The sequence below is a fragment of the Streptomyces sp. NPDC019890 genome (assembly GCF_044903445.1).
In the GTDB taxonomy this organism is placed as follows: domain Bacteria; phylum Actinomycetota; class Actinomycetes; order Streptomycetales; family Streptomycetaceae; genus Streptomyces.
The window spans coordinates 121,289-139,560 of the sequence record NZ_JBJDQK010000004.1; the positions used below are offsets into that span (position 1 = coordinate 121,289).

Annotated in this window: 20 protein-coding genes; 8 read left to right on the plus strand and 12 right to left on the minus strand. The window is 68.7% G+C overall.

Annotated features, from left to right (window positions below; all coding sequences use genetic code 11):
• Positions 1-172: 172 nt before the first annotated feature.
• Positions 173-586: a hypothetical protein gene (locus ACI2LP_RS12855; RefSeq protein ID WP_404724558.1), complete on the plus strand. Its 414-nt coding sequence runs from the start codon at positions 173-175 to the stop codon at positions 584-586.
• Positions 587-802: 216 nt separating this feature from the next.
• Here ACI2LP_RS12855 and ACI2LP_RS12860 read toward each other — a convergent pair whose 3' ends face one another.
• Both ACI2LP_RS12860 and ACI2LP_RS12865 read right to left on the minus strand, forming a co-directional pair.
• Positions 803-3,262: an HAD-IC family P-type ATPase gene (locus ACI2LP_RS12860; RefSeq protein WP_404724559.1), complete on the minus strand. Its 2,460-nt coding sequence runs from the start codon at positions 3,260-3,262 to the stop codon at positions 803-805.
• Between the two features lie 176 nt (positions 3,263-3,438).
• A complete protein-coding gene (locus tag ACI2LP_RS12865; RefSeq protein ID WP_404724560.1) occupies positions 3,439-3,768 on the minus strand; it encodes a DUF2530 domain-containing protein in 330 nt (109 codons plus the stop codon).
• A 159-nt stretch (positions 3,769-3,927) separates the two neighbouring features.
• Between ACI2LP_RS12865 and ACI2LP_RS12870 the strand changes: the two genes are divergently transcribed.
• Positions 3,928-5,391 (plus strand): NCS2 family permease, encoded by a 1,464-nt coding sequence (locus ACI2LP_RS12870; protein WP_404724561.1) that lies wholly within the window; start codon positions 3,928-3,930, stop codon positions 5,389-5,391.
• A 43-nt stretch (positions 5,392-5,434) separates the two neighbouring features.
• Here ACI2LP_RS12870 and ACI2LP_RS12875 read toward each other — a convergent pair whose 3' ends face one another.
• Positions 5,435-5,617: a ribbon-helix-helix protein, CopG family gene (locus ACI2LP_RS12875; protein WP_404724562.1), complete on the minus strand. Its 183-nt coding sequence runs from the start codon at positions 5,615-5,617 to the stop codon at positions 5,435-5,437.
• A 156-nt stretch (positions 5,618-5,773) separates the two neighbouring features.
• Here ACI2LP_RS12875 and ACI2LP_RS12880 point away from each other — a divergent pair, with 156 nt between their 5' ends.
• The 3 genes from ACI2LP_RS12880 to thpR all read left to right on the plus strand — a co-directional run bounded on the left by ACI2LP_RS12880 (position 5,774) and on the right by thpR (position 8,264).
• Positions 5,774-6,217 (plus strand): MarR family winged helix-turn-helix transcriptional regulator, encoded by a 444-nt coding sequence (locus ACI2LP_RS12880; protein ID WP_404724563.1) that lies wholly within the window; start codon positions 5,774-5,776, stop codon positions 6,215-6,217.
• 26 nt (positions 6,218-6,243) lie between these two features.
• Positions 6,244-7,560, plus strand: coding sequence for an MFS transporter (locus tag ACI2LP_RS12885; RefSeq protein ID WP_404724564.1), 1,317 nt, complete (start codon positions 6,244-6,246; stop codon positions 7,558-7,560).
• A 134-nt stretch (positions 7,561-7,694) separates the two neighbouring features.
• The gene (thpR, locus tag ACI2LP_RS12890) at positions 7,695-8,264 is read left to right on the plus strand and encodes an RNA 2',3'-cyclic phosphodiesterase (RefSeq protein WP_404724565.1); all 570 of its coding nucleotides are present in this window, start codon (positions 7,695-7,697) and stop codon (positions 8,262-8,264) included.
• 152 nt (positions 8,265-8,416) lie between these two features.
• On the opposite strand, the gene ACI2LP_RS12895 is transcribed toward thpR, so the two are convergent.
• The 3 genes from ACI2LP_RS12895 to ACI2LP_RS12905 all read right to left on the minus strand — a co-directional run bounded on the left by ACI2LP_RS12895 (position 8,417) and on the right by ACI2LP_RS12905 (position 10,666).
• Positions 8,417-9,406 carry an aldo/keto reductase gene (locus ACI2LP_RS12895; protein ID WP_404724566.1) on the minus strand — a complete coding sequence of 330 codons (990 nt, stop codon included), beginning with the start codon at positions 9,404-9,406 and terminating at the stop codon, positions 8,417-8,419.
• A 52-nt stretch (positions 9,407-9,458) separates the two neighbouring features.
• The gene (locus tag ACI2LP_RS12900) at positions 9,459-10,049 is read right to left on the minus strand and encodes a Uma2 family endonuclease (protein ID WP_404724567.1); all 591 of its coding nucleotides are present in this window, start codon (positions 10,047-10,049) and stop codon (positions 9,459-9,461) included.
• A gap of 92 nt (positions 10,050-10,141) precedes the next feature.
• On the minus strand, positions 10,142-10,666 hold the full coding sequence (locus ACI2LP_RS12905) for a MarR family winged helix-turn-helix transcriptional regulator (protein WP_404724568.1): 525 nt from the start codon (positions 10,664-10,666) through the stop codon (positions 10,142-10,144).
• Positions 10,667-10,681: 15 nt separating this feature from the next.
• Between ACI2LP_RS12905 and ACI2LP_RS12910 the strand changes: the two genes are divergently transcribed.
• Entirely contained in the window at positions 10,682-11,191 is a 510-nt protein-coding gene (locus tag ACI2LP_RS12910; protein WP_404724569.1) for a carboxymuconolactone decarboxylase family protein, read from the plus strand.
• A gap of 203 nt (positions 11,192-11,394) precedes the next feature.
• A complete protein-coding gene (locus ACI2LP_RS12915) occupies positions 11,395-11,862 on the plus strand; it encodes a hypothetical protein (RefSeq protein WP_404724570.1) in 468 nt (155 codons plus the stop codon).
• Positions 11,863-12,093: 231 nt separating this feature from the next.
• Here ACI2LP_RS12915 and ACI2LP_RS12920 read toward each other — a convergent pair whose 3' ends face one another.
• Entirely contained in the window at positions 12,094-12,534 is a 441-nt protein-coding gene (locus tag ACI2LP_RS12920; RefSeq protein ID WP_404724571.1) for a CBS domain-containing protein, read from the minus strand.
• Positions 12,535-12,682: 148 nt separating this feature from the next.
• Positions 12,683-13,369 carry a GDSL-type esterase/lipase family protein gene (locus ACI2LP_RS12925; protein ID WP_404724572.1) on the minus strand — a complete coding sequence of 229 codons (687 nt, stop codon included), beginning with the start codon at positions 13,367-13,369 and terminating at the stop codon, positions 12,683-12,685.
• A gap of 99 nt (positions 13,370-13,468) precedes the next feature.
• Here ACI2LP_RS12925 and ACI2LP_RS12930 point away from each other — a divergent pair, with 99 nt between their 5' ends.
• Complete coding sequence (locus ACI2LP_RS12930; RefSeq protein WP_404724573.1) at positions 13,469-14,443, plus strand: WD40 repeat domain-containing protein; 975 nt, start codon at positions 13,469-13,471, stop codon at positions 14,441-14,443.
• A gap of 9 nt (positions 14,444-14,452) precedes the next feature.
• Here the strand turns inward: ACI2LP_RS12930 and ACI2LP_RS12935 are convergent, their stop codons facing one another.
• The 4 genes from ACI2LP_RS12935 to ACI2LP_RS12950 form a co-directional block, all read right to left on the minus strand.
• A complete protein-coding gene (locus ACI2LP_RS12935; RefSeq protein ID WP_404724574.1) occupies positions 14,453-14,842 on the minus strand; it encodes a PPOX class F420-dependent oxidoreductase in 390 nt (129 codons plus the stop codon).
• A gap of 36 nt (positions 14,843-14,878) precedes the next feature.
• Positions 14,879-16,048 carry a serine hydrolase domain-containing protein gene (locus ACI2LP_RS12940; RefSeq protein WP_404724575.1) on the minus strand — a complete coding sequence of 390 codons (1,170 nt, stop codon included), beginning with the start codon at positions 16,046-16,048 and terminating at the stop codon, positions 14,879-14,881.
• 167 nt (positions 16,049-16,215) lie between these two features.
• The gene (gene serC, locus ACI2LP_RS12945; RefSeq protein WP_404724576.1) at positions 16,216-17,334 is read right to left on the minus strand and encodes a phosphoserine transaminase; all 1,119 of its coding nucleotides are present in this window, start codon (positions 17,332-17,334) and stop codon (positions 16,216-16,218) included.
• Between the two features lie 98 nt (positions 17,335-17,432).
• A complete protein-coding gene (locus ACI2LP_RS12950) occupies positions 17,433-18,044 on the minus strand; it encodes a GTP-binding protein (RefSeq protein ID WP_404724577.1) in 612 nt (203 codons plus the stop codon).
• Between the last annotated feature and the right edge of the window lie 228 nt (positions 18,045-18,272).

The window sequence follows — 18,272 nt, forward strand, 5'->3', positions numbered from 1 at the left end:
GCGCAGTGATGCAATGAGGGGATGCGAGAGTCGCAGCTGATTTCCCTTCAAAAATACTCTGCTTCCTTCGGGTTGTGCTCAGCTATGACCATCTAGGCCGAAGTGTGCCCATCATAAGAACAACCGCATGGGCCGAATTGCAGCCCTGCAATGACGGAACGGGAGATCACACATGGCTGAAGAAGTCGTGGCCACATTCGCTGGTCCGCTGAACTCATTCTCCATCAACCTCAATCTCAGCAACGCGAGTGCATCTGAAGTCCAATCGGTGGGCATCAGCGGCCGTACGGCCAAGTTCCCTGTCACCTGGGACAGTATGGGCAGCTTCGCAGGCCCCGCGACGCTCACGAGCACGGCCGGTGTGGACACCGAGGTTGTGGTCGCGAATTTCTCCGGTTTCGCACCCGGAGAGCAGGTGTCGTTCACCGGAGTCGATCCAGATTTCACCGGCTCCCCGTCAGCCGGGGTGAGGGTCCTCGACATGTCCGGGGCCCGGGCTTTCGTACAGTTCGCGGACGGTACAACTGGCTTCGGTGAGTTCGAGGCGACCACCGCGGGAACACTCCGCGCGGTCATCTCGAAGTAGCCGAGCAGGCGAGTGGCCGAGGGGGATCCTCCCCCTCGGCCTTTTGGGTGAGCAGCAGTCGTCGAGTTCCGCGTCGGCCCACTGGCCTCAGGAACGTGAAGTGAATCTGGCGCGCGATCGCTTTCGGGATCCCCGCCGGGGACATTGCTGTCACGGACCGGCACGACGCCGGGCATGTTCGCTGAAGCGGCGCTGCGCCATGGGCAAAGGCCTTTCCTACGCCGCGAACCTCCGGTCCACCACCCGCCACGCCACCTCCAGCAGCGCCGCCCCCGCCGCCGCGATCCCCACCGCCGCCCACGGCATCGTCGTCCCCACCAGCTTCAGCGCGAAGAAGTGCTGCAACCACGGGACCACCAGGACCAGCAGGAAGCACGCCACCATCGCCGCCACCAGGCAGACCCGCCACCATGTGTACGGGCGGGCGATGATCACCAGGACCCACATCGAGACCAGGAACAGCGTCAGGGTCGCCGCGCTCGTCTCCGCGTCGAGTGATCCCGGGCCGCTGTAGTGGGACCTTGCCAGCAGATACGTACAGAACGTGGCCGCCGCCGCGATCGCGCCCGCCGGGAGCGCGTACCGCATCACCCTGCGTACGAAGTTCGGCTTCGCGCGTTCCTTGTTCGGCGCCAGCGCCAGGAAGAACGCCGGGACCCCGATGGTCAGCGTCGACAGCAGCGTCAAGTGCCGTGGCAGGAAGGGGTATTCGACCTGGGTGCACACCACCAGGATCGCCAGCAGCACCGAGTAGACCGTCTTCGTCAGGAAGAGCGTGGCGACGCGCGTGATGTTGCCGATCACCCGGCGCCCCTCCGCCACCACCGAAGGCAGCGTCGCGAAGCTGTTGTTGAGGAGCACGATCTGGGCCACCGCCCGCGTCGCCTCCGAGCCCGAGCCCATGCTCACGCCGATGTCCGCGTCCTTCAGCGCCAGCACGTCGTTGACGCCGTCGCCGGTCATGGCGACCGCATGGCCACGCGACTGCAACGCGCCGACCATGTCGCGCTTCTGCCGCGGAGTGACCCGGCCGAAGACCGAGTTCGCGTCCAGCGACGCGGCCATCGCGGCCTGTTCCGTGGGGAGCCGCCGCGCGTCCACCGTGTCCTGCGCGCCCGGCAGGCCGAGCTTTCCGGCCACCGCGCTCACCGACACCGCGTTGTCGCCGGAGATGACCTTGGCGTGGACATTCTGCTCGTCGAAGTAGCGAAGGGTGTCGGCCGCATCCGGCCGCAGCCGCTGCTCCAGGACGACCAGCGCGGCCGGCTGCGCCCCCGCGCCGACCGAGGGCGCGTCGAGGTCGCCCGCCGCCCGGGCGAGCAGCAGCACCCGCAGGCCCTGCTCGTTGAGCTGATCGATCTCGGCCAGGGTGGCGTCGCCCGTCGGCAGGAGCACATCGGGTGCGCCGAGGAGCCAGGTGGAACTCTCGCCGTGGCCATCGCTGAAGCTCGCGCCGCTGTACTTGCGCGCCGAGGAGAACGGCAGCGACTGAGTGCACCGCCAGTCCTCGTTGTCCGGATACGCGTCGATGATCGCCTGCAAGGAGGGGTTCGGCCGCGGATCGGACTCACCGAGTGCGCCGAGGACCTTCTGTACGTAGCTCTCGTCCGAGCCGCCCAGCGGGCGCAGCTCGGTGACGTCCATGCCGCCCTCCGTCAGCGTGCCCGTCTTGTCGAGGCAGACGACGTCGACCCGCGCCAGACCCTCGATCGCGGGCAGTTCCTGCACGAGGCACTGCTTGCGGCCGAGCCGGATGACGCCGATCGCGAAGGCGACCGACGTCAGCAGCACAAGCCCCTCGGGGATCATCGGCACGATGCCGCCGACGGTCCTGGCCACCGAGTCCTTGAAGTCGTTGTTCTTGACCACCAGCTGGCTGATGACGAGCCCGATCGCGGTCGGGATCATCATCCAGGTCACGTACTTGAGGATCGTGCTGATGCCGTTGCGCAGCTCGGAGTTGACGAGCGTGAAGCGCGACGCCTCCTCCGCGAGCTGCGCCGCATACGCCTCGCGCCCCACCTTCGTCGCCGTGAACGCTCCGCCGCCCGCGACCACGAAGCTGCCCGACATCACCCGGTCGCCGGGTTGCTTGGGCACCGGGTCGGCCTCACCCGTCAGCAGCGACTCGTCGATCTCCAGGCTGTCCGCCTCCGCCACCTCGCCGTCCACGACGACCTCGTCGCCGGGCCCGAGTTCGACGAGGTCCCCGAGGACGATCTCGGTCGTGGAGACCGCCGCGGCTGTACCGTCGCGCCGTACCGTCGGCTTGGCCTCGCCGATGAGCGCGAGCGCGTCCAGCGTTTTCTTGGCGCGCAGCTCCTGGATGATGCCGATGCCGGTGTTGGCGATGATCACGTAGCCGAAGAGGCTGTCCTGGAACGGCGCGACGAAGAGCATGATCAGCCACAGCACGCCGATGATGGCGTTGAAGCGGGTGAGCACGTTCGCGCGGACGATCTCGGTGAGGGAGCGCGAGGAGCGGACGGGTACGTCGTTGACCTCGCCCCGCGCGACCCGCTCGGCGACCTCCGCCGTCGTCAGTCCGCTCGCCCGTGGCGCGAGGGCGGACTCGGGCAACTTTCTCGGGTGTACGGGATCCAGTTCGGCACCCGCGTCGATGGAGGGTCCGCCCGGCTCGGGGCCGTCCGCGTCGATCCTCGACCGCTGAGTCATGGTTTCGACGGTACGGCCGGAATGGCCGGTTCACCCGCCGAGTGCGCCCGGGATCAGACCTCGGTAGGAAGCGAATCGTCCCCTGGCACCACGAGTCGTCCCCCGGCTCCACAACGCCCGGCTCCAGGAACGCCCGGCTCTACGAACTCCAGGCACCACGAGCGGCGCGGTACGGGCTACGTGCCCTGGCCCCGCTCGCCTTCGTCGCTCGGTGCGGACGGTCCCGCGGCCCGCGACGACTCGGCAGCCACGGCCGTCTCCGCGGACTGCGCGCGCTTGATCGCCGCTTCCCGCCCCCGTACGTACCAGATGCCGATCAGGCCAAGACCGCCACCGGCCAGGCAGGTCCACACCCACCACATCAGATCGCGCTCGGCGAACCAGTTGTAGAACGGGATCTGGACCAGGAAGAGGACGAACCAGAGGATCGTGCCGCCGGTGATGGTGGCGACGACCGGCCCCTCAAGGGGCTCGGGTGCCTCGTGCTTGGGGGTCCACTTCGCCATGCGCACAGTGTAGGCGGCGGTCGTTTACGCCCAGTGGGCACAGCCGTCTGCGCGCGAAGATAGCGATCTCCCTCTGATGTGTTCATACTGAATCGGTTTTTCCCGTGACCGGAATTCTTCGTACAAACCGCCAAGATCGCATCTGATGAGGACCCCCGCATGACCCCCTCGGCCCCTGCCGCGGCCCCCGCCTCCCAGCCGCCGGCTCCCGAGCATCAGCCGATGGGTGCTCTCGGCAGCCTGGACCGTTTCTTCAAGATCTCGGCGCGCGGCTCCACCGTCTCCCGCGAGATCCGGGGCGGATTCGCCACCTTCTTCGCGATGGCGTACATCGTCGTGCTGAACCCGATCATCCTCGGCAGCGCGAAGGACATGTACGGGCACCAGCTCGACGCCGGCCAGCTCGTCACCGCCACCGTGCTTACCGCCGCCTTCTCCACGCTCCTCATGGGCGTCATCGGCAATGTCCCGATCGCGCTCGCGGCCGGGCTCGGCGTGAACACCGTCGTGGCTCTGCAGCTCGCGCCCCGGATGTCCTGGCCGGACGCGATGGGCATGGTCGTGCTCGCCGGCTTCGTCGTGATGCTGCTGGTCGCCACCGGTCTGCGCGAGCGCGTCATGAACGCGGTGCCGCGCAGCCTGCGCAAGGGCATCGCGATCGGCATCGGCCTCTTCATCATGCTGATCGGCCTGGTCGACTCGGGCTTCGTCGCCCGTGTCCCCGACGTCGCCAAGACCACCGTCCCGCTTCAGCTGGGCGTCGGCGGTCATCTGGACGGCTGGCCGGTCCTCGTCTTCGCCCTCGGTGTGCTGCTCACGCTCGCGCTGATCATCCGCAAGGTGCCGGGCGCGATCCTGATCTCCATCGTCACGATGACGATCGTCGCGATCGTCATCAACGCCGTGGCGACGGTCCCGAGCTGGGGTCTGACCACACCCACCTGGCCGGGCAACCCCGTCGCGTCCCCCGACTTCGGCCTGGTCGGCCGGATCAGCCTGTTCGGCGGCTTCGGCAAGGTCGGCTATCTGACGGGCGTGCTGTTCGTCTTCACCGTGCTGCTGTCCTGCTTCTTCGACGCGATGGGCACGATCCTCGGCGTCGGCGACGAGGCCGGACTGATGGACAAGGACGGCAACCTCCCCGGCATCAACAAGGTGCTCTTCGCCGACGGCATCGCCGTCGCCGCGGGCGGCGCCACCTCGTCCTCGGCCTCCACCTGCTTCGTGGAGTCCACGGCGGGCGTCGGCGAGGGGGCCCGCACGGGACTTGCCTCCGTCGTCACGGGTGCGCTGTTCTCGGCGGCGCTGTTCCTCACGCCGCTCGCCACGATGGTTCCGTCCCAGGCGGCCACGCCCGCGCTGCTGGCGGTCGGTTTCCTGATCCTGGCCGGTTCGGTCCGGGACATCGACTGGGACGACTTCACCGTCGCCGTGCCGGCCTTCCTGGCGATGGTGATGATGCCGTTCACGTACTCCATCACGAACGGGATCGGCATCGGCTTCATCACCTTCAGCCTGCTGCGGCTGGTGGCCGGGCGGGGCCGCGAGGTGCCCGTGGCGATGTACGTCGTCTCCGCCGTGTTCGTCTTCTACTACGCGATGCCCGCGCTGGGCCTCACGTAGGGCGCGTACGCCGCTTCATCCACGCCGCTTCACGCGCGGCCGATCACGCGCGGCCGTAGAACTTCTCTGTCTCGTCGACGGCCGCCTTGAAGCGTTCGTCGAAGTCGTCGCGGATGAGCGTCTGGACCACATAGTCCTGGACGCTCATTCCGCGTCTGGCGGCATGGTGCCTGAGCCGGTCGAGGAGCTCACCGTCTATCCGCAGGCTGAGGACTGTCGATCCCATGTCGACCAGCGTTGCCGGACGGCCACGGCCAGTGCATCACTTTCCGGATATGTCTCACTCATATGAGTGATGAACTGATCTCGTATCGGTGCCCGCCGCCAGTGCCCGCAATTCACGACTGGTCTTTAGGTTGGGTAATGAGTTATGCTAACGAACATGCCAGACCTGTCCCACGGTAATGACGCCGACGTCGCCGCCGTGAACTCTCTTCGCTCGGCCGTGATGCGGCTGGGCCGACGCCTGAAGCATCAGCGCGTCGACGAATCGCTGAGCCCCACCGAGATGTCGGTGCTCGGCACCCTCGCCCGCTGCGGCTCGGCCACCCCCGGTGAGCTGGCCCGCAAGGAGCACGTCCAGCCGCCGTCCATGACCCGGATCGTGGCACTGCTCGAAGCCAAGGGACTGGTCCGGCTGGAGCCGCACCCCGATGACCGCCGGCAGAAGGTGGTCAGCCAGACCGAGCAGGCCGAAGCCATGCTCGAAGAGAGCCGCCGGAGGCGGAACGTCTGGTTGGCCTCGCTCGCCGAGGGCCTGGACGAGGACGAGTGGGCGAAGCTGCGCGCAGCCGCCCCTGTACTGGAGAAGCTCGCGCACCTGTAGAGACCAAACTGAGGAGGCGAACCCTTTTGAGTTCGGGACCCGGAGCACACTCCGCACCCGCACCCTCCCCTACAACCATGTTCAGCTCGCTGAAGATCCGTAACTACCGGCTCTTCGCCACCGGGCAAGTCGTTTCCAACACCGGCACCTGGATGCAGCGCATCGCCCAGGACTGGCTGGTGCTGACACTGACGGGATCCGCGTCCGCCGTCGGCATCACCATCGCGCTGCAGTTCCTGCCGATGCTGCTCTTCGGACTGTACGGCGGGGTGCTCGCCGACCGGCTGCCGAAGCGGCCGCTGCTGCTGGCCACCCAGTGCGCGATGAGCCTCACCGGTCTCGCCCTCGCCGTCCTCACCCTCAGCGGGCACGTCCAGGTCTGGCACGTGTACCTCACGGCCTTCCTGCTCGGCCTCGTCACCGTGATCGACAACCCGGCCCGGCAGTCCTTCGTCGCCGAGATGGTCGGCCCCGAGCAGCTCGCCAACGCGGTCAGCCTCAACTCCGCCAACTTCCAGTCCGCGCGCCTCGTCGGTCCCGCCGTCGCCGGTGTGCTGATCACCGCCGTCGGCAGCGGCTACGCCTTCCTCTTCAACGGCCTGTCGTTTCTCGCCCCCATCGTCGGCCTGCTGTTGATGCGCCCCGGCGAACTGCACAAGGTCGAGCGCGCGCCGCGCGGAAAGGGTCAGCTGCGGGAGGGGCTGAAGTATGTCGCGGGCCGACCGGAGCTGATCTGGCCGATCGTCCTCGTCGGCTTCATCGGCACCTTCGGCTTCAACTTCCCGATCTGGCTGTCGGCCTTCGTGAACGACGTCTACCACTCGGGCGCGAGCACATACGGCCTGCTCAACACGCTCATGGCCGGCGGCTCCCTGGCCGGCGCCCTGCTCGCGGCCCGGCGTGGCACCTCGCGGCTGCGGGTGCTCGTGGGAGCCGCGGTGCTCTTCGGCCTACTGGAGATCGTGACCGCGTTCGCGCCGCAGTTCTGGATCTTCGCGGTGTTGTTGGTGCCGATCGGGATGTTCGGCCTGACGGTCAACGTCACGGCCAACTCCAGCATTCAGATGGCGACGGAACCGGCCATGCGAGGCCGCGTGATGAGCCTGTTCATGATGGTCTTCGTCGGCGGTACGCCGATGGGCGCACCCCTCGTCGGCTGGATCACGGACACCTACGGACCGCGGATCGGCTTCGCGGCGGGCGGCACGGTGGCGCTGATCGCGGCGATCGGAGTCGGCGTGATGCTCGCCCGGGTGGGCGGGCTGCGCCTGAAAATAGATCTGCGGCGGGGACGCCGGCATGTGGAGTTCGTACCGCGGGAGCAGCTGGCGCCGGCCGCGTGAGCCTGTCCCGGGCCGGGCCCCCGGCTTGTCCCGGGCCCGACCCCCGGCCGGCCTCAGCTGTACCGGCCGGTCCCGTACGGCCCCGGCCGGTTCCGTCGGTCCCGTACGGCCCCGGTTTGGGCCAGACTCGGATCATGAGACTCTTCGCCGCCGTTCTGCCGCCCGCCACGGCAGTCGACGAACTCGTCCGTGCCGTCGACCGGTTGAGAACCCTGCCCGGCGCGGACGACCTGCGCTGGACCGGCCGGGCGGGCTGGCACTTCACGCTCGCCTTCATGGGCGAGGTCGACGACGGCCTGCTGCCCGAGCTGCACGAGCGGCTCGGGCGGGCCGCCCACAGGTCCTCCCCCTTCCCGCTCCGTCTCCACCAGGGTGGCCGGTTCGGGCACCGGGCGCTGTGGTCCGGCGCCGCGGGCGGTCTGGAGGAGATGAATCTGCTCGCGGAACGCGCGGACGCGGCGGCGCGGCGGGCCGGGGTCAGCATGGAGGAGCACCGCCGTTTCCACCCGCATCTCACGATCGCCCGCAGCCGCCACGACGCCGATCTGCGCCCGTACGTCGAGAAGCTCAGCGGCTTCGAGGGCACGCCCTGGGAGGTGGCCGAGCTCGTGCTCGTACGCAGCAACCTGCCGGTGAGCGGGGTGAAGGGCGAGGAGCCGCGCTACGAGACGGTCGGTGCCTGGCCGCTCGGGCGGGCCGGTTAGTCTCAAAGCGTGAATCCCAAGACCAGAAACCAGATCATGGCCGGCGTGCTTGTGCTGATGTTCGCGATCATCGCCGTCACGGCCCTGGTCGGACGGTAGGGCCCAGGTCGGTCAGTGGACCTGACCGACCACCACGCCCGGCGTGCCGCCCGCTACCAGGCGAAGGCCTCGGGGGACGGTCCAGGACCGGGGAAGATCTCGTCGAGACCCGACAGCACGTCGTCGCTCAGCTCGAGCTCGGCGGCGCGCAGCGCGGACGCCAGCTGGTCCGCCGTACGCGGCCCGACGATCGGCCCGGTGACTCCCGGCCGGGTGAGCAGCCAGGCCAGCGCGGTCTCGCCCGGCTCGAGGCCGTGCTTGTCGAGGAGATCCTCGTACGCCTGGACCTGTGCCCGAACGGCGGTGTTGGCGAGCGCGTCGGCGCTGCGGCCGCTCGCCCGCCGCGCTCCCGCGCTCTCCTTCTTGAGCACACCGCCGAGCAGCCCGCCGTGCAGCGGCGACCAGGGGATGACCCCGAGGCCGTACTCCTGCGCGGCCGGGATGACCTCCATCTCGGCGCGGCGCTCGGCGAGGTTGTACAGGCACTGCTCGCTGACAAGGCCGTACGAACCGAGGCGGCGGGCCGTCTCATTGGTCTGGGCGATCTTCCAGCCGGGGAAGTTGGAAGAGCCCGCGTAGAGGATCTTGCCCTGGTGGATGAGGACGTCGATCGCCTGCCAGATCTCCTCGACAGGCGTGCGCCGGTCGACGTGATGGAACTGGTAGAGGTCGATGTAGTCCGTCCGCAGCCGCTTGAGGCTGGCTTCGACGGCGCGGCGGATGTTGAGTGCGGAGAGCCGGTCGTGATTGGGCCAGGGCTCGCCGTCGCCTGCCATGTTCGCGTAGACCTTGGTGGCGAGGACGACCTTGTCACGGCGCTCGCCGCCCTTGGCGAACCAGCTGCCGATGATCTCTTCGGTACGGCCCTTGTTCTCGCCCCAGCCGTAGACATTGGCGGTGTCGAAGAAGTTGATCCCCGCGCCGAGCGCGGCGTCCATGATGGTGTGGCTGTCGGCCTCGTCGGTCTGAGGCCCGAAGTTCATCGTCCCGAGGACGAGTCGGCTGACCTTGAGTCCGGTGCGTCCGAGCTGTGTGTACTTCATGGGCACCAAGCCAACGCCTTGGAGCACGCTCCAGGCAAGGACGGCCGCGTGGTCAGTCGCGGGGGAATTTGTCGGTGGAGAGGGTGAGGCCGAGGGGCGTGCTGCTGAGGTCGAGGGGCTGCCCGAAGGCGACCTTCGTCTCAGTCATGTAGTCCCCGTCCTTGGGCTGGGTGTGGAGGAGGCACTTGCCGCTGTACGGGTCGACGATCAAAAAGACGGGGACTTCGGCGACGGCGTAGGCGATCTTCTTCGGGCCGTAGTCGTTGAGTGCGGTGCCCTTGGAAATCACCTCGGCGATGAACTCCACGTCCTCGGAGCGCCAGCGGCCTCGGCTGTCCTGCACCGCTCCGTCGCGGAGCTTTGCCACGTCGGGGCAGAAGCCGTTCTCCGGGCCGGGGAAATCGATGCGCACGTCCGACAGCACCTCGACATCCATGCCGAACTTGTCTTCCAGTGCTCTGACGATCCTGCGGATGATCTCCCAATGGACTTTCCGCTGCGGCGACATGAAGACGATTCCCCCGACGATCTCTACCTTGATTCCTTCGGGGACGGGCATCTGCTCAAGCCTCTCGAACCACTCGTCCAAGCGCTCGGCGTTGTCGTCGGCCATGTCGATCCTGCCGCTCTCTACGACGGTCATCGTGGCGCTCCTCCCCGCTGCAGCGGGGTCGCATGCAGCCGCGCAGTCAACGATACGCACGGTGACCGGGACACGCCCGTGACGAGAACTCGTCACGCGCCGCCGAACCAGCCCGCGGCGTCCAGCCGGAAGGCCTCGGCCGGGACCACCGTACGCAGCGCCTCCTCGATGTCGGCCACGCGCCTCGCGCCCAGCGCGCCGGCCCACTCCGCCCGCAGTTCGTCGAAGATCGCCGCCGAGCGGGCGAGGGCGTCCAGGCCGTGCGGGGTGAGGCGGACGAGCTTGCGGCGCGCGTCGCCCGGGTCGTCGGCCCGTACGGCGTAGCCCAGGGTCACGAGCCGGTCGACCGTCTTGCCGGCCGCCTGCTTGGAGACACCGAGCCGTCGGCCGATCTCGCTCGCGGTCGCGCCGCCCGCGCCGATCGCCTGCATCGCGAAGCCGTACGCGGGCCGAACGTCCGGGTGTCCCTGCTCGGCCAGTTCGGCGTGGAGCCGGTCGATGAGGGACCGGAACCCCGCGAAGAGGAGCAGGGGCAGCTCGTAACCGGGCGTGTCCTCACGGCTGTTGCGGATATCGACAACCTGGTTTACCTTTTTTTCGTCAACCACGTTGTCCATCGTAGGGGGAAAGTCGTGTTCGTCGATCACACCTTGGAGTCCGCCCCGGCCGCGTCGCGCCGCTCGTTGGAGGCGGTGACCCGGAGCATGGGGCACTTGCCGTCGGCCGCCGCCCGGCTGGCCACCTCGCCGCATCTGCTCGACGGCTTTCTGAAGCTCAGCGCGATGTTCGAGCAGACGACGCTGGATCCGATCGCGCGCGAGGTGGTCGTGATGACCGTCGCGGCACGCAACGAGTGCCATGTGTGCGTGGCGATCCACACCAAAAGACTGACGGGGCTGGGGGCGGGCGACGACATCATCTCGGCACTGCGGGAGCAGCGGCCTTTGGATGACGAACGCCTCGAAGCGGTACGGCGGTTCACGCTGGAGGTGCTGCGTACGGCCGGGGGAGTGGGCGACGAGGAACTGCGCGCGTTCCTGTCCCGCGGCCACACGGAGCAGAACGCTCTGGAGGTGGTCATGGGTATCGGGACGTACACGATGTCGACGCTGGCCAACCGCCTGACGCGGGCTTCCGGGTGATTGCCCCGGCCGGATGTGGTCGTTGCGTACAAAAGTTCATGGCGTCGAGCCTTGCATTCTTGAGGTGCACCTGCCGCAATGACAGCAGTCACTGACTGCCCGTCAGGCCCGGGATCCCCACACCCACCCCCGGGACACCGCGCAGTGCGTCGTGGCAGTCGGCGATGGCATCCCGTACACCCCCACATGAAAGCGGGACCTCCATGAAGCACGGCAGATTCGGAATCGGCGTATTAGTGAGCACCGGCCTGGCGGTCGCGGGCGCGCTCGTGGCGGCGCCCGTCGCGAGCGCGGTGACTCCTCAGACCGCGACCCTCTCGTTCGACTGCGGCTCCTTCGGGTCGGGCACGGCGACGCTCACGGCCACGCAGGACGGCACGGCCGCGACCATCAGCGTGTCCACATCGGCCATCAAGTCCCCCATCAATATCGGAGCGAACTCGGTCAAGTCGACCCTCACGCTCACCAAGAACGGCTCCGGAACATCGACGTTCACGGGTAATTCCAACCCGGCGATCCCCGCCGGGGGCGATGTGTCCACCGGGCCGCTCAAGGGCACGGTCGCCGCGGGCGACAGCCTTGAGGGGAAGTCGCTGACCGTCGTGGTCTTCGGCATCACCGTGACGTGCAATGCCACCTCGGCGCAGGCTCCCGGACCGTTCGTGTTCTGACGGCCGGACAGGCATCACCGGACAGGCGGACAGGCATCAAAGGCGGGCGGCGTCACGCGCGGTGGCGCCGCCCGCCTGCGTCCGGTCCACTGGGCCACCGGAGCGGGCGAGGCCCGGCGTTCGTGGGAGTGCCCGCGCTGGACGACGGGCTGATCTGGCCGCTGGACCGGCGGTCCCGGCCGACAGAGGAAGAACAGGGGAAGACCACTCCCCCCGGCCGCCCGCCGACCGTCAGGCGTTCGCGTACACCTTGGTCGCGAACTCCGCGATCTGCGCGTCCGTGAGGTTCTTCGCGAGATTGGCCTCCGTGATCATGCCGACCAGTTGATGGCCCTGCTTTACGTCGATCACCGGCAGCCGCTTGATCTGGTGCTGCTCCATCATCGTCAGAGCCTCGTCCGCGCCCGCGTTCGCGTCGATCCAGTGCAGTTCCCCGCCGAGGGAGCCGGCCTGGACCGTCCCCGGGTCGATGCCTTCGGCGCAACACTGGATGACGATGTCGCGGTCGGTGATCAGGCCGGTGAGCCTGTTGTTGTCGCCGCATATGGGCAGAGCCCCGACATTCATGTCGCGCATCATGACCGACGCTTCCTTCAGCGACTGGTGTGCACCGATGCACTGCACGCCGGCGGTCATGATGTCTCGGGTCGTGAGCTGCTTCTTCGTAGCCATGTTCTTTCCTCCCGCCTCCTGGGAGCGGGCCTCGGGCACGCCGGAGTGGCCTGTCCTGGTCGCCCCCCTCCAGGGTCACCTCCCGGCGCGCGGTTCGCATCCGCACGCGAGGCCGCGAGGGCCGCGGGCCGCGAAGACTGCGGGGCGACTAGTACGCCGGCCGGTACGGGCCGCCCATGTCCCACGCCTGATGCATCGCCCCGGCGAAGGCCGCCGCCAGCTTGTCCTCGCCGCTCGGGCCCGGGTGCGTGCCGTCGTACGTGTCCGTGTCGATGGCGTACGACTCCGGGCGCGACGCCAGCAGAACCGGCGAGGATGCCGTGTCCAGGTCGGCGACCGCCTTGGCCAGGAGTTCGTTGAAGTGGTCGCACTCTGCGGCGAAGGGGGCGTCGGAGCGGGCCCGTACGTTGGGGATGACGGGCAGCAGGACCATCCGTATCCGCGGGTTGGCCGCGCGGGCCTCGGCGATGAACTGGCGTGCGTTCAGGGCGGTTTGGACGCTGTTCGTGTAGAAGCCGAGGTCTATCAGGCCGAGCGAGACCAGCAGGATGTCCACCTGGTCGGCGCTGACCGCAGCCCGAATCAGTGGGGCCATGTGCAGCCAGCCCTCGCCCCAGCCCGCGAGATGCCGGCGGGCGTCGGCGGGGAAAGCGGGGTCCTTGTACGCACCGGACACGGGCCCGGCCGCGTCGGTGTCGTACAGCTCGGTGCGCGGGCCGACGATCTCGTAGGGGCCGTCGAAAGAGGCGGCGAGGTGCTGCCACATCCGGTAACGCCAGGTGTAGTCGCCGGCGCGTCCGATGGTCATGGAGTCGCCGACGAACATGAAACGCATGGGGGTCATCATGGCCGATCAAGCCACGCACCTGCGATGTGAGGCTGACCACGGGGACAGGGCCCGGGGTCCACGCGCGCGAGGTGGCAGGCTGGGGGAATGCGTTCGCTTCCGTACGTCGCCGCTGCCGTTGCTGCCGCCGCCGTTGTGCTCGCCGCTGCCCCCGCATCGGCCGACGACGACTCGGGGTTCACAATCAAGGACCCGAGGATCACGGAGTCCAGCGGCCTCGCCGCCAGCCGGGCGCACCCCGGCGTGTACTGGACGCACAACGACCAGGACGAGCCGCGCGTCTTCGCGGTCGACTCCAGGACCGGCGAGACCGTCGCGACGATCACGCTGCGCGGGGTCGGCACACCGCGTGACATGGAGGCGATCTCGGTCGGCCCGGACGGGAACGTCTACGTCGGGGACATCGGCGACAACCTCAACGGCAGCTGGGACCACGTCTGGATCTACAAGTTCCCGGAGCCGAAGACTCTCAAGGACATGACCGTCAAAGCGACGCAGTACACGGTCACGTACGCGGACGGGCCACGGAATGCCGAGGCGCTGATGGTGCATCCCAAGACCGGGCGGGTCTACATCGCCTCGAAGAACGAGGACGGCGGCGGCCTGTACGAGGGGCCCGCCACGCTCACCTCCTCCGGGACCAATGTCTTCCGGCGGATCGGGGATGTTCCGTGGGTGACCGACGGCGCGTTCTCGCCGGACGGCAAGGAGCTCGTACTGCGCTCGTACTTCAGTGCGCGGGGGTACGAGTGGAAGAAGGGGCGCCTCGGGGCCGATCACCGGGTGCGTGCGCCGATCCAGGGGCAGGCCGAGTCCGTGACGTACACCGCCGACGGCAAGGCGCTGATGTTCGGCACGGAGGGGGAGCAGAGTGATGTGCAGCGAGTCGCGCTCGGCGACGACTCGGCGTCGGGCGCCGACAGCAAGTCACCCTCCAGCAGGGGGAGTTCGGCCGAGAGCGGGCAGGGCGGAGGGAAGAGCTCCTTCACGTACGGGATCATCGTGCTGGCCGGAGCGACGGCTCTCGTCCTCGGGGTGAAGCGCCTGCTGCGCCGCGGCTGACGAGTTCCGCTAGCGGGGACGCACCTCGTACTGCAGCGTCGTGTCCCGCTTCACCTTGTGCGCGAACGGCACCAGCGCACCGTGCATGAACGGATGCTTGTGCGCCAGCAGCTTCGCCGCATGCCGGTACTCCTCGCTGCTCCGGTCGAGCAGCCGCACCCTCGCCTTGACCGGGGGCCCCGTCGGTTTGCCGAGTGCCGTGCAGGGCGCGATCTCGATCTCCGGGTTGTTCCGCATCCGCCTGGCCTTGCCGGCCTTGGCGTAGGTGCGTACGTAGGCGTGGTCACCCTCGACGGCGATGCTGACGGGGGTGCCGACGCCCGTGCCGTCCTTCTTGTAGCTGGTGAGAAGGACGGCCCACTGTTTGTCGAAGGGGGTGAGCCCCGGACTCGTACTCATGCCTCCATCAATGCACGATCCGCGCCGCGCGTCACCTCATCGTGAGCCCAGCAGCGCGCAGACGAAGTCCTCCTCCACGCTGCGGACCTCCGCCAGCAGCGCCGGGTTGTTGTCCTTGTTCACCTGGGTGGTCAGGGAGAACGTCAGGGAGCGTTTGCCGTCCGGAGTCGCCGCCGCCAGTTGCGTATAGCCGGGGAAGTTGCCCGTGTGGCCGTACACCACGCCGCACCGGGTCGTGTAGCGGAAGATCGCGAGACCGGCGGCGTTGGTCCCGGGGCCTGCCGGTTCGGACGCGCCGTCGATCCATGCCAGTTGCTGACGGCGGGTTGGCGGCGAGATCAGACGGCCGCCCGCGTAGGCGCGGATGAACGAGGTCAGGTCCTTCGGGGTCGACACGATGCCCCCGGACGCCCAGACGCCCGAGGCGCTGAGGACCGTGCTGACGTCCTCCGGCGGGTTCGGCGGGTCGGTCGCATAGCCGTGCAGATAGGGCTCGGGGAGGAGGAAGCCCTGCGGCAGGCTGGTGTTCCGCAGTCCCAGCGGGCGGTAGACGGTTCTCCTCAGCAACTCCTCGTAGGGCCTGCCCGTCACCGCCTCGGCGATCAGGGCCACGGCGATGTTGTCGGAGTTCGAGTAGAGGTACTGCGAGCCCGGCGGGAAGAGCAGCGGTTCGTCGGCGACGAAGTCGAGGAGCCGGCGGGAGTCGAAGTGGCGGCGCGGGTCCTCCGACAGCAGCGCCAGGAATTCCGGATCCGTGGAGTAGTCCGGCAGACCGCTGGTGTGGTTCAGCAACTGCCGGAGGGTCACCGGGTGCCAGTCGGCGGGGAGGCCGGGCAGCCACTGCCCGATCGTGTCGTCGAGACGGAGCCGGGTGCGGTCGACCAGTTGCAGGGCGACGGCGCCGCTGAACGCCTTGGCCGTGCTGGCGATCCGCATATGGTCGGTCGGCTGTGGCCGGCGGTCGGTGCCGAGCTCGGAGACCCCGGCCCGGTAGATCTCGGTGCGGTGTCCGCGCCGGAGTACGACGATGGCTCCGGGCGGGCCGTCGGGGGATTGAACCAGTGCCTGCAGGCGCTCGTACAGCGCATGATCGTGGCCGGTCGACCCGGCGGGCTCGGCGGATTCCGCGGCCTGAGCGGGGGCGGCCACCGGACCGGCGAGCAGGGCGACGGCGAGCAGGGCGACGAAGCGGCGGGGCAGCGGCACGGTGCGGACCTCCGGATGACGTGGGCCACGGGTTCGGCGCCCTGGCCGGTTGCACGTGACTCAGCATCAGCCGGCGGCGGGCGGCCTGCCCGCGCGGTGGGCCATCCGGCCGAAACGAGAGGGGCCCGGAGACGGTGTCTCCGGGCCCCTCCTCGTACAGCGCAGTGCTACAGCTTCTCGATCACATAGTCGATGCAGGCCGTCAGCGCCTCGACGTCCGCCGGGTCGATCGCCGGGAACATCGCGACGCGCAGCTGGTTGCGGCCCAGCTTGCGGTACGGCTCGGTGTCGACGATGCCGTTCGCGCGCAGCGCCTTCGCGACCGCCGCCGCGTCGATCTCGTCCGCGAAGTCGATCGTGCCGATGACCTGCGAGCGCTTCGCGGGGTCGACCACGAACGGGGTCGCGTACTTGGACGCCTCGGCCCAGCCGTACAGGTTCCGCGAACTCGTCGCCGTGCGGCCCACCGACCAGTCCAGGCCGCCCTGGCTGTTCAGCCAGGTCAGCTGCTCGTTCAGCAGGAAGAGCGTGGCCAGCGCCGGGGTGTTGTACGTCTGGTTCTTCAGCGAGTTGTCGATCGCCGTCGGCAGGCTGAAGAACTCCGGGACGTGCCGGCCCGAGCCGTGGATGCGCGCCGCGCGCTCCAGGGCGGCGGGGGAGAACACGCCGATCCACAGGCCGCCGTCGGAGGCGAAGGACTTCTGCGGGGCGAAGTAGTAGACGTCCGTCTCGGCGATGTCGACCGGCAGGCCGCCCGCGCCCGACGTCGCGTCCACCAGCACCAGCGCGCCCTCGTCCGCGCCCGCGACCCGCTTGATCGGGGCCGCGACGCCGGTCGAGGTCTCGTTCTGCGTGAAGGCGTACACATCGACGCCCGCCTCCGCCTCCGGGTCCGGGTGCGTGCCCGGGTCGGAGACGATCACGGTCGGCTCGGCCAGCCACGGAGCGAGCTTCGAGGCCTTCGCGAACTTCGAGGAGAACTCGCCGAAGGACAGGTGCTGGGACTTGTTCTCGATCAGGCCGTGCGTCGCGATGTCCCAGAAGGCGGTCGAGCCGCCATTGCCCAGGATGACCTCGTAGCCCTCTGGGAGCTGGAAGAGGTCGCGTACGCCGTCACGCACCGAGCCGACCAGGTTCTTGACCGGGGCCTGGCGGTGGGACGTGCCGAGGAGTGAGGTGCCGGTGGCGGCCAGGGCGTCCAGCGCCTCCGTACGCACCTTGGAGGGGCCCGCGCCGAAACGGCCGTCGGCGGGCTTGATGTCAGCGGGAATCTGGATCTCAGCCACGTCTCGGAGCGTATCCGGTCCGGCGGCGCGGTGCGTACGCGGTCCGGCGGCTGAGACGGGCCACAGGGTCCTGACCTGCGCCTCGGCCGTTTCGCGCGTCAACCGTCCTTCGTGCGCAACGCGAGCGCGTGCAGATGCTCGACCAGCGCGATCAGTACGAACTTGCTGGAGGAATGGTCCCGGGCGTCGAACTCGACGAGCGGTACCTCCGGCCCCAGCGCCAGCGCCTCGCGGATCTGCTCGTCGCTGTGCAGCGGCCCGCCGAAGTCGTTGACGGCGACGATGAAGGGCGTGCCGTGGTGCTCCAGGCGGTCCAGCGCGTACCAGGCGTCGGGCAGGGAGCGGGTGTCCACGAGGACGACCGCGCCGAGCGTGCCCTCGAAGAGGCGGTCCCAGAGGAACCCGAAGCGTTCCTGGCCGGGCGCGCCGAAGAGATACAGGCTGCGCTCGTCGATGGTGATCCGGCCGAAGTCGAACGCGACGGTGGTGGAGCCCTTGGTGCGGGCGCGGCCGGTGTCGTCGAGGCTGCGGCCGGCGCGGCTCATGACCTCCTCCGTGTGCAGCGGGCGGATCTCGCTGACGGAGCGGACCATCGTGGTCTTGCCGACTCCGAAACCGCCCACGACGATGATCTTCAGGGCGTCGGCAGCCGTCCCGGCGAGCGCGGGGTGGGGCTGCGCCTGGGGGACCGCCCGCGAGACGCGGGTCATCGGTTCTGGGCGGTGCCGGTCATCGAGTGTTGCCTTCCGGGGTGGCGAGGGCGTAACTGGAGCCGCTTGTTCCTGATCAAGTGGTCGTCACTATAGGAGAGTTGGCGATCACATTGGGGGGTTCGCGGCGGGCTTTGCCAAGGGCTGGGGCGACGCACCGGGCGCAACCGGCAGGTTTGCTGCCGGTGTGACGGGCGGTGTGAGAAGAGCGACAGGGGCATCCTGAGA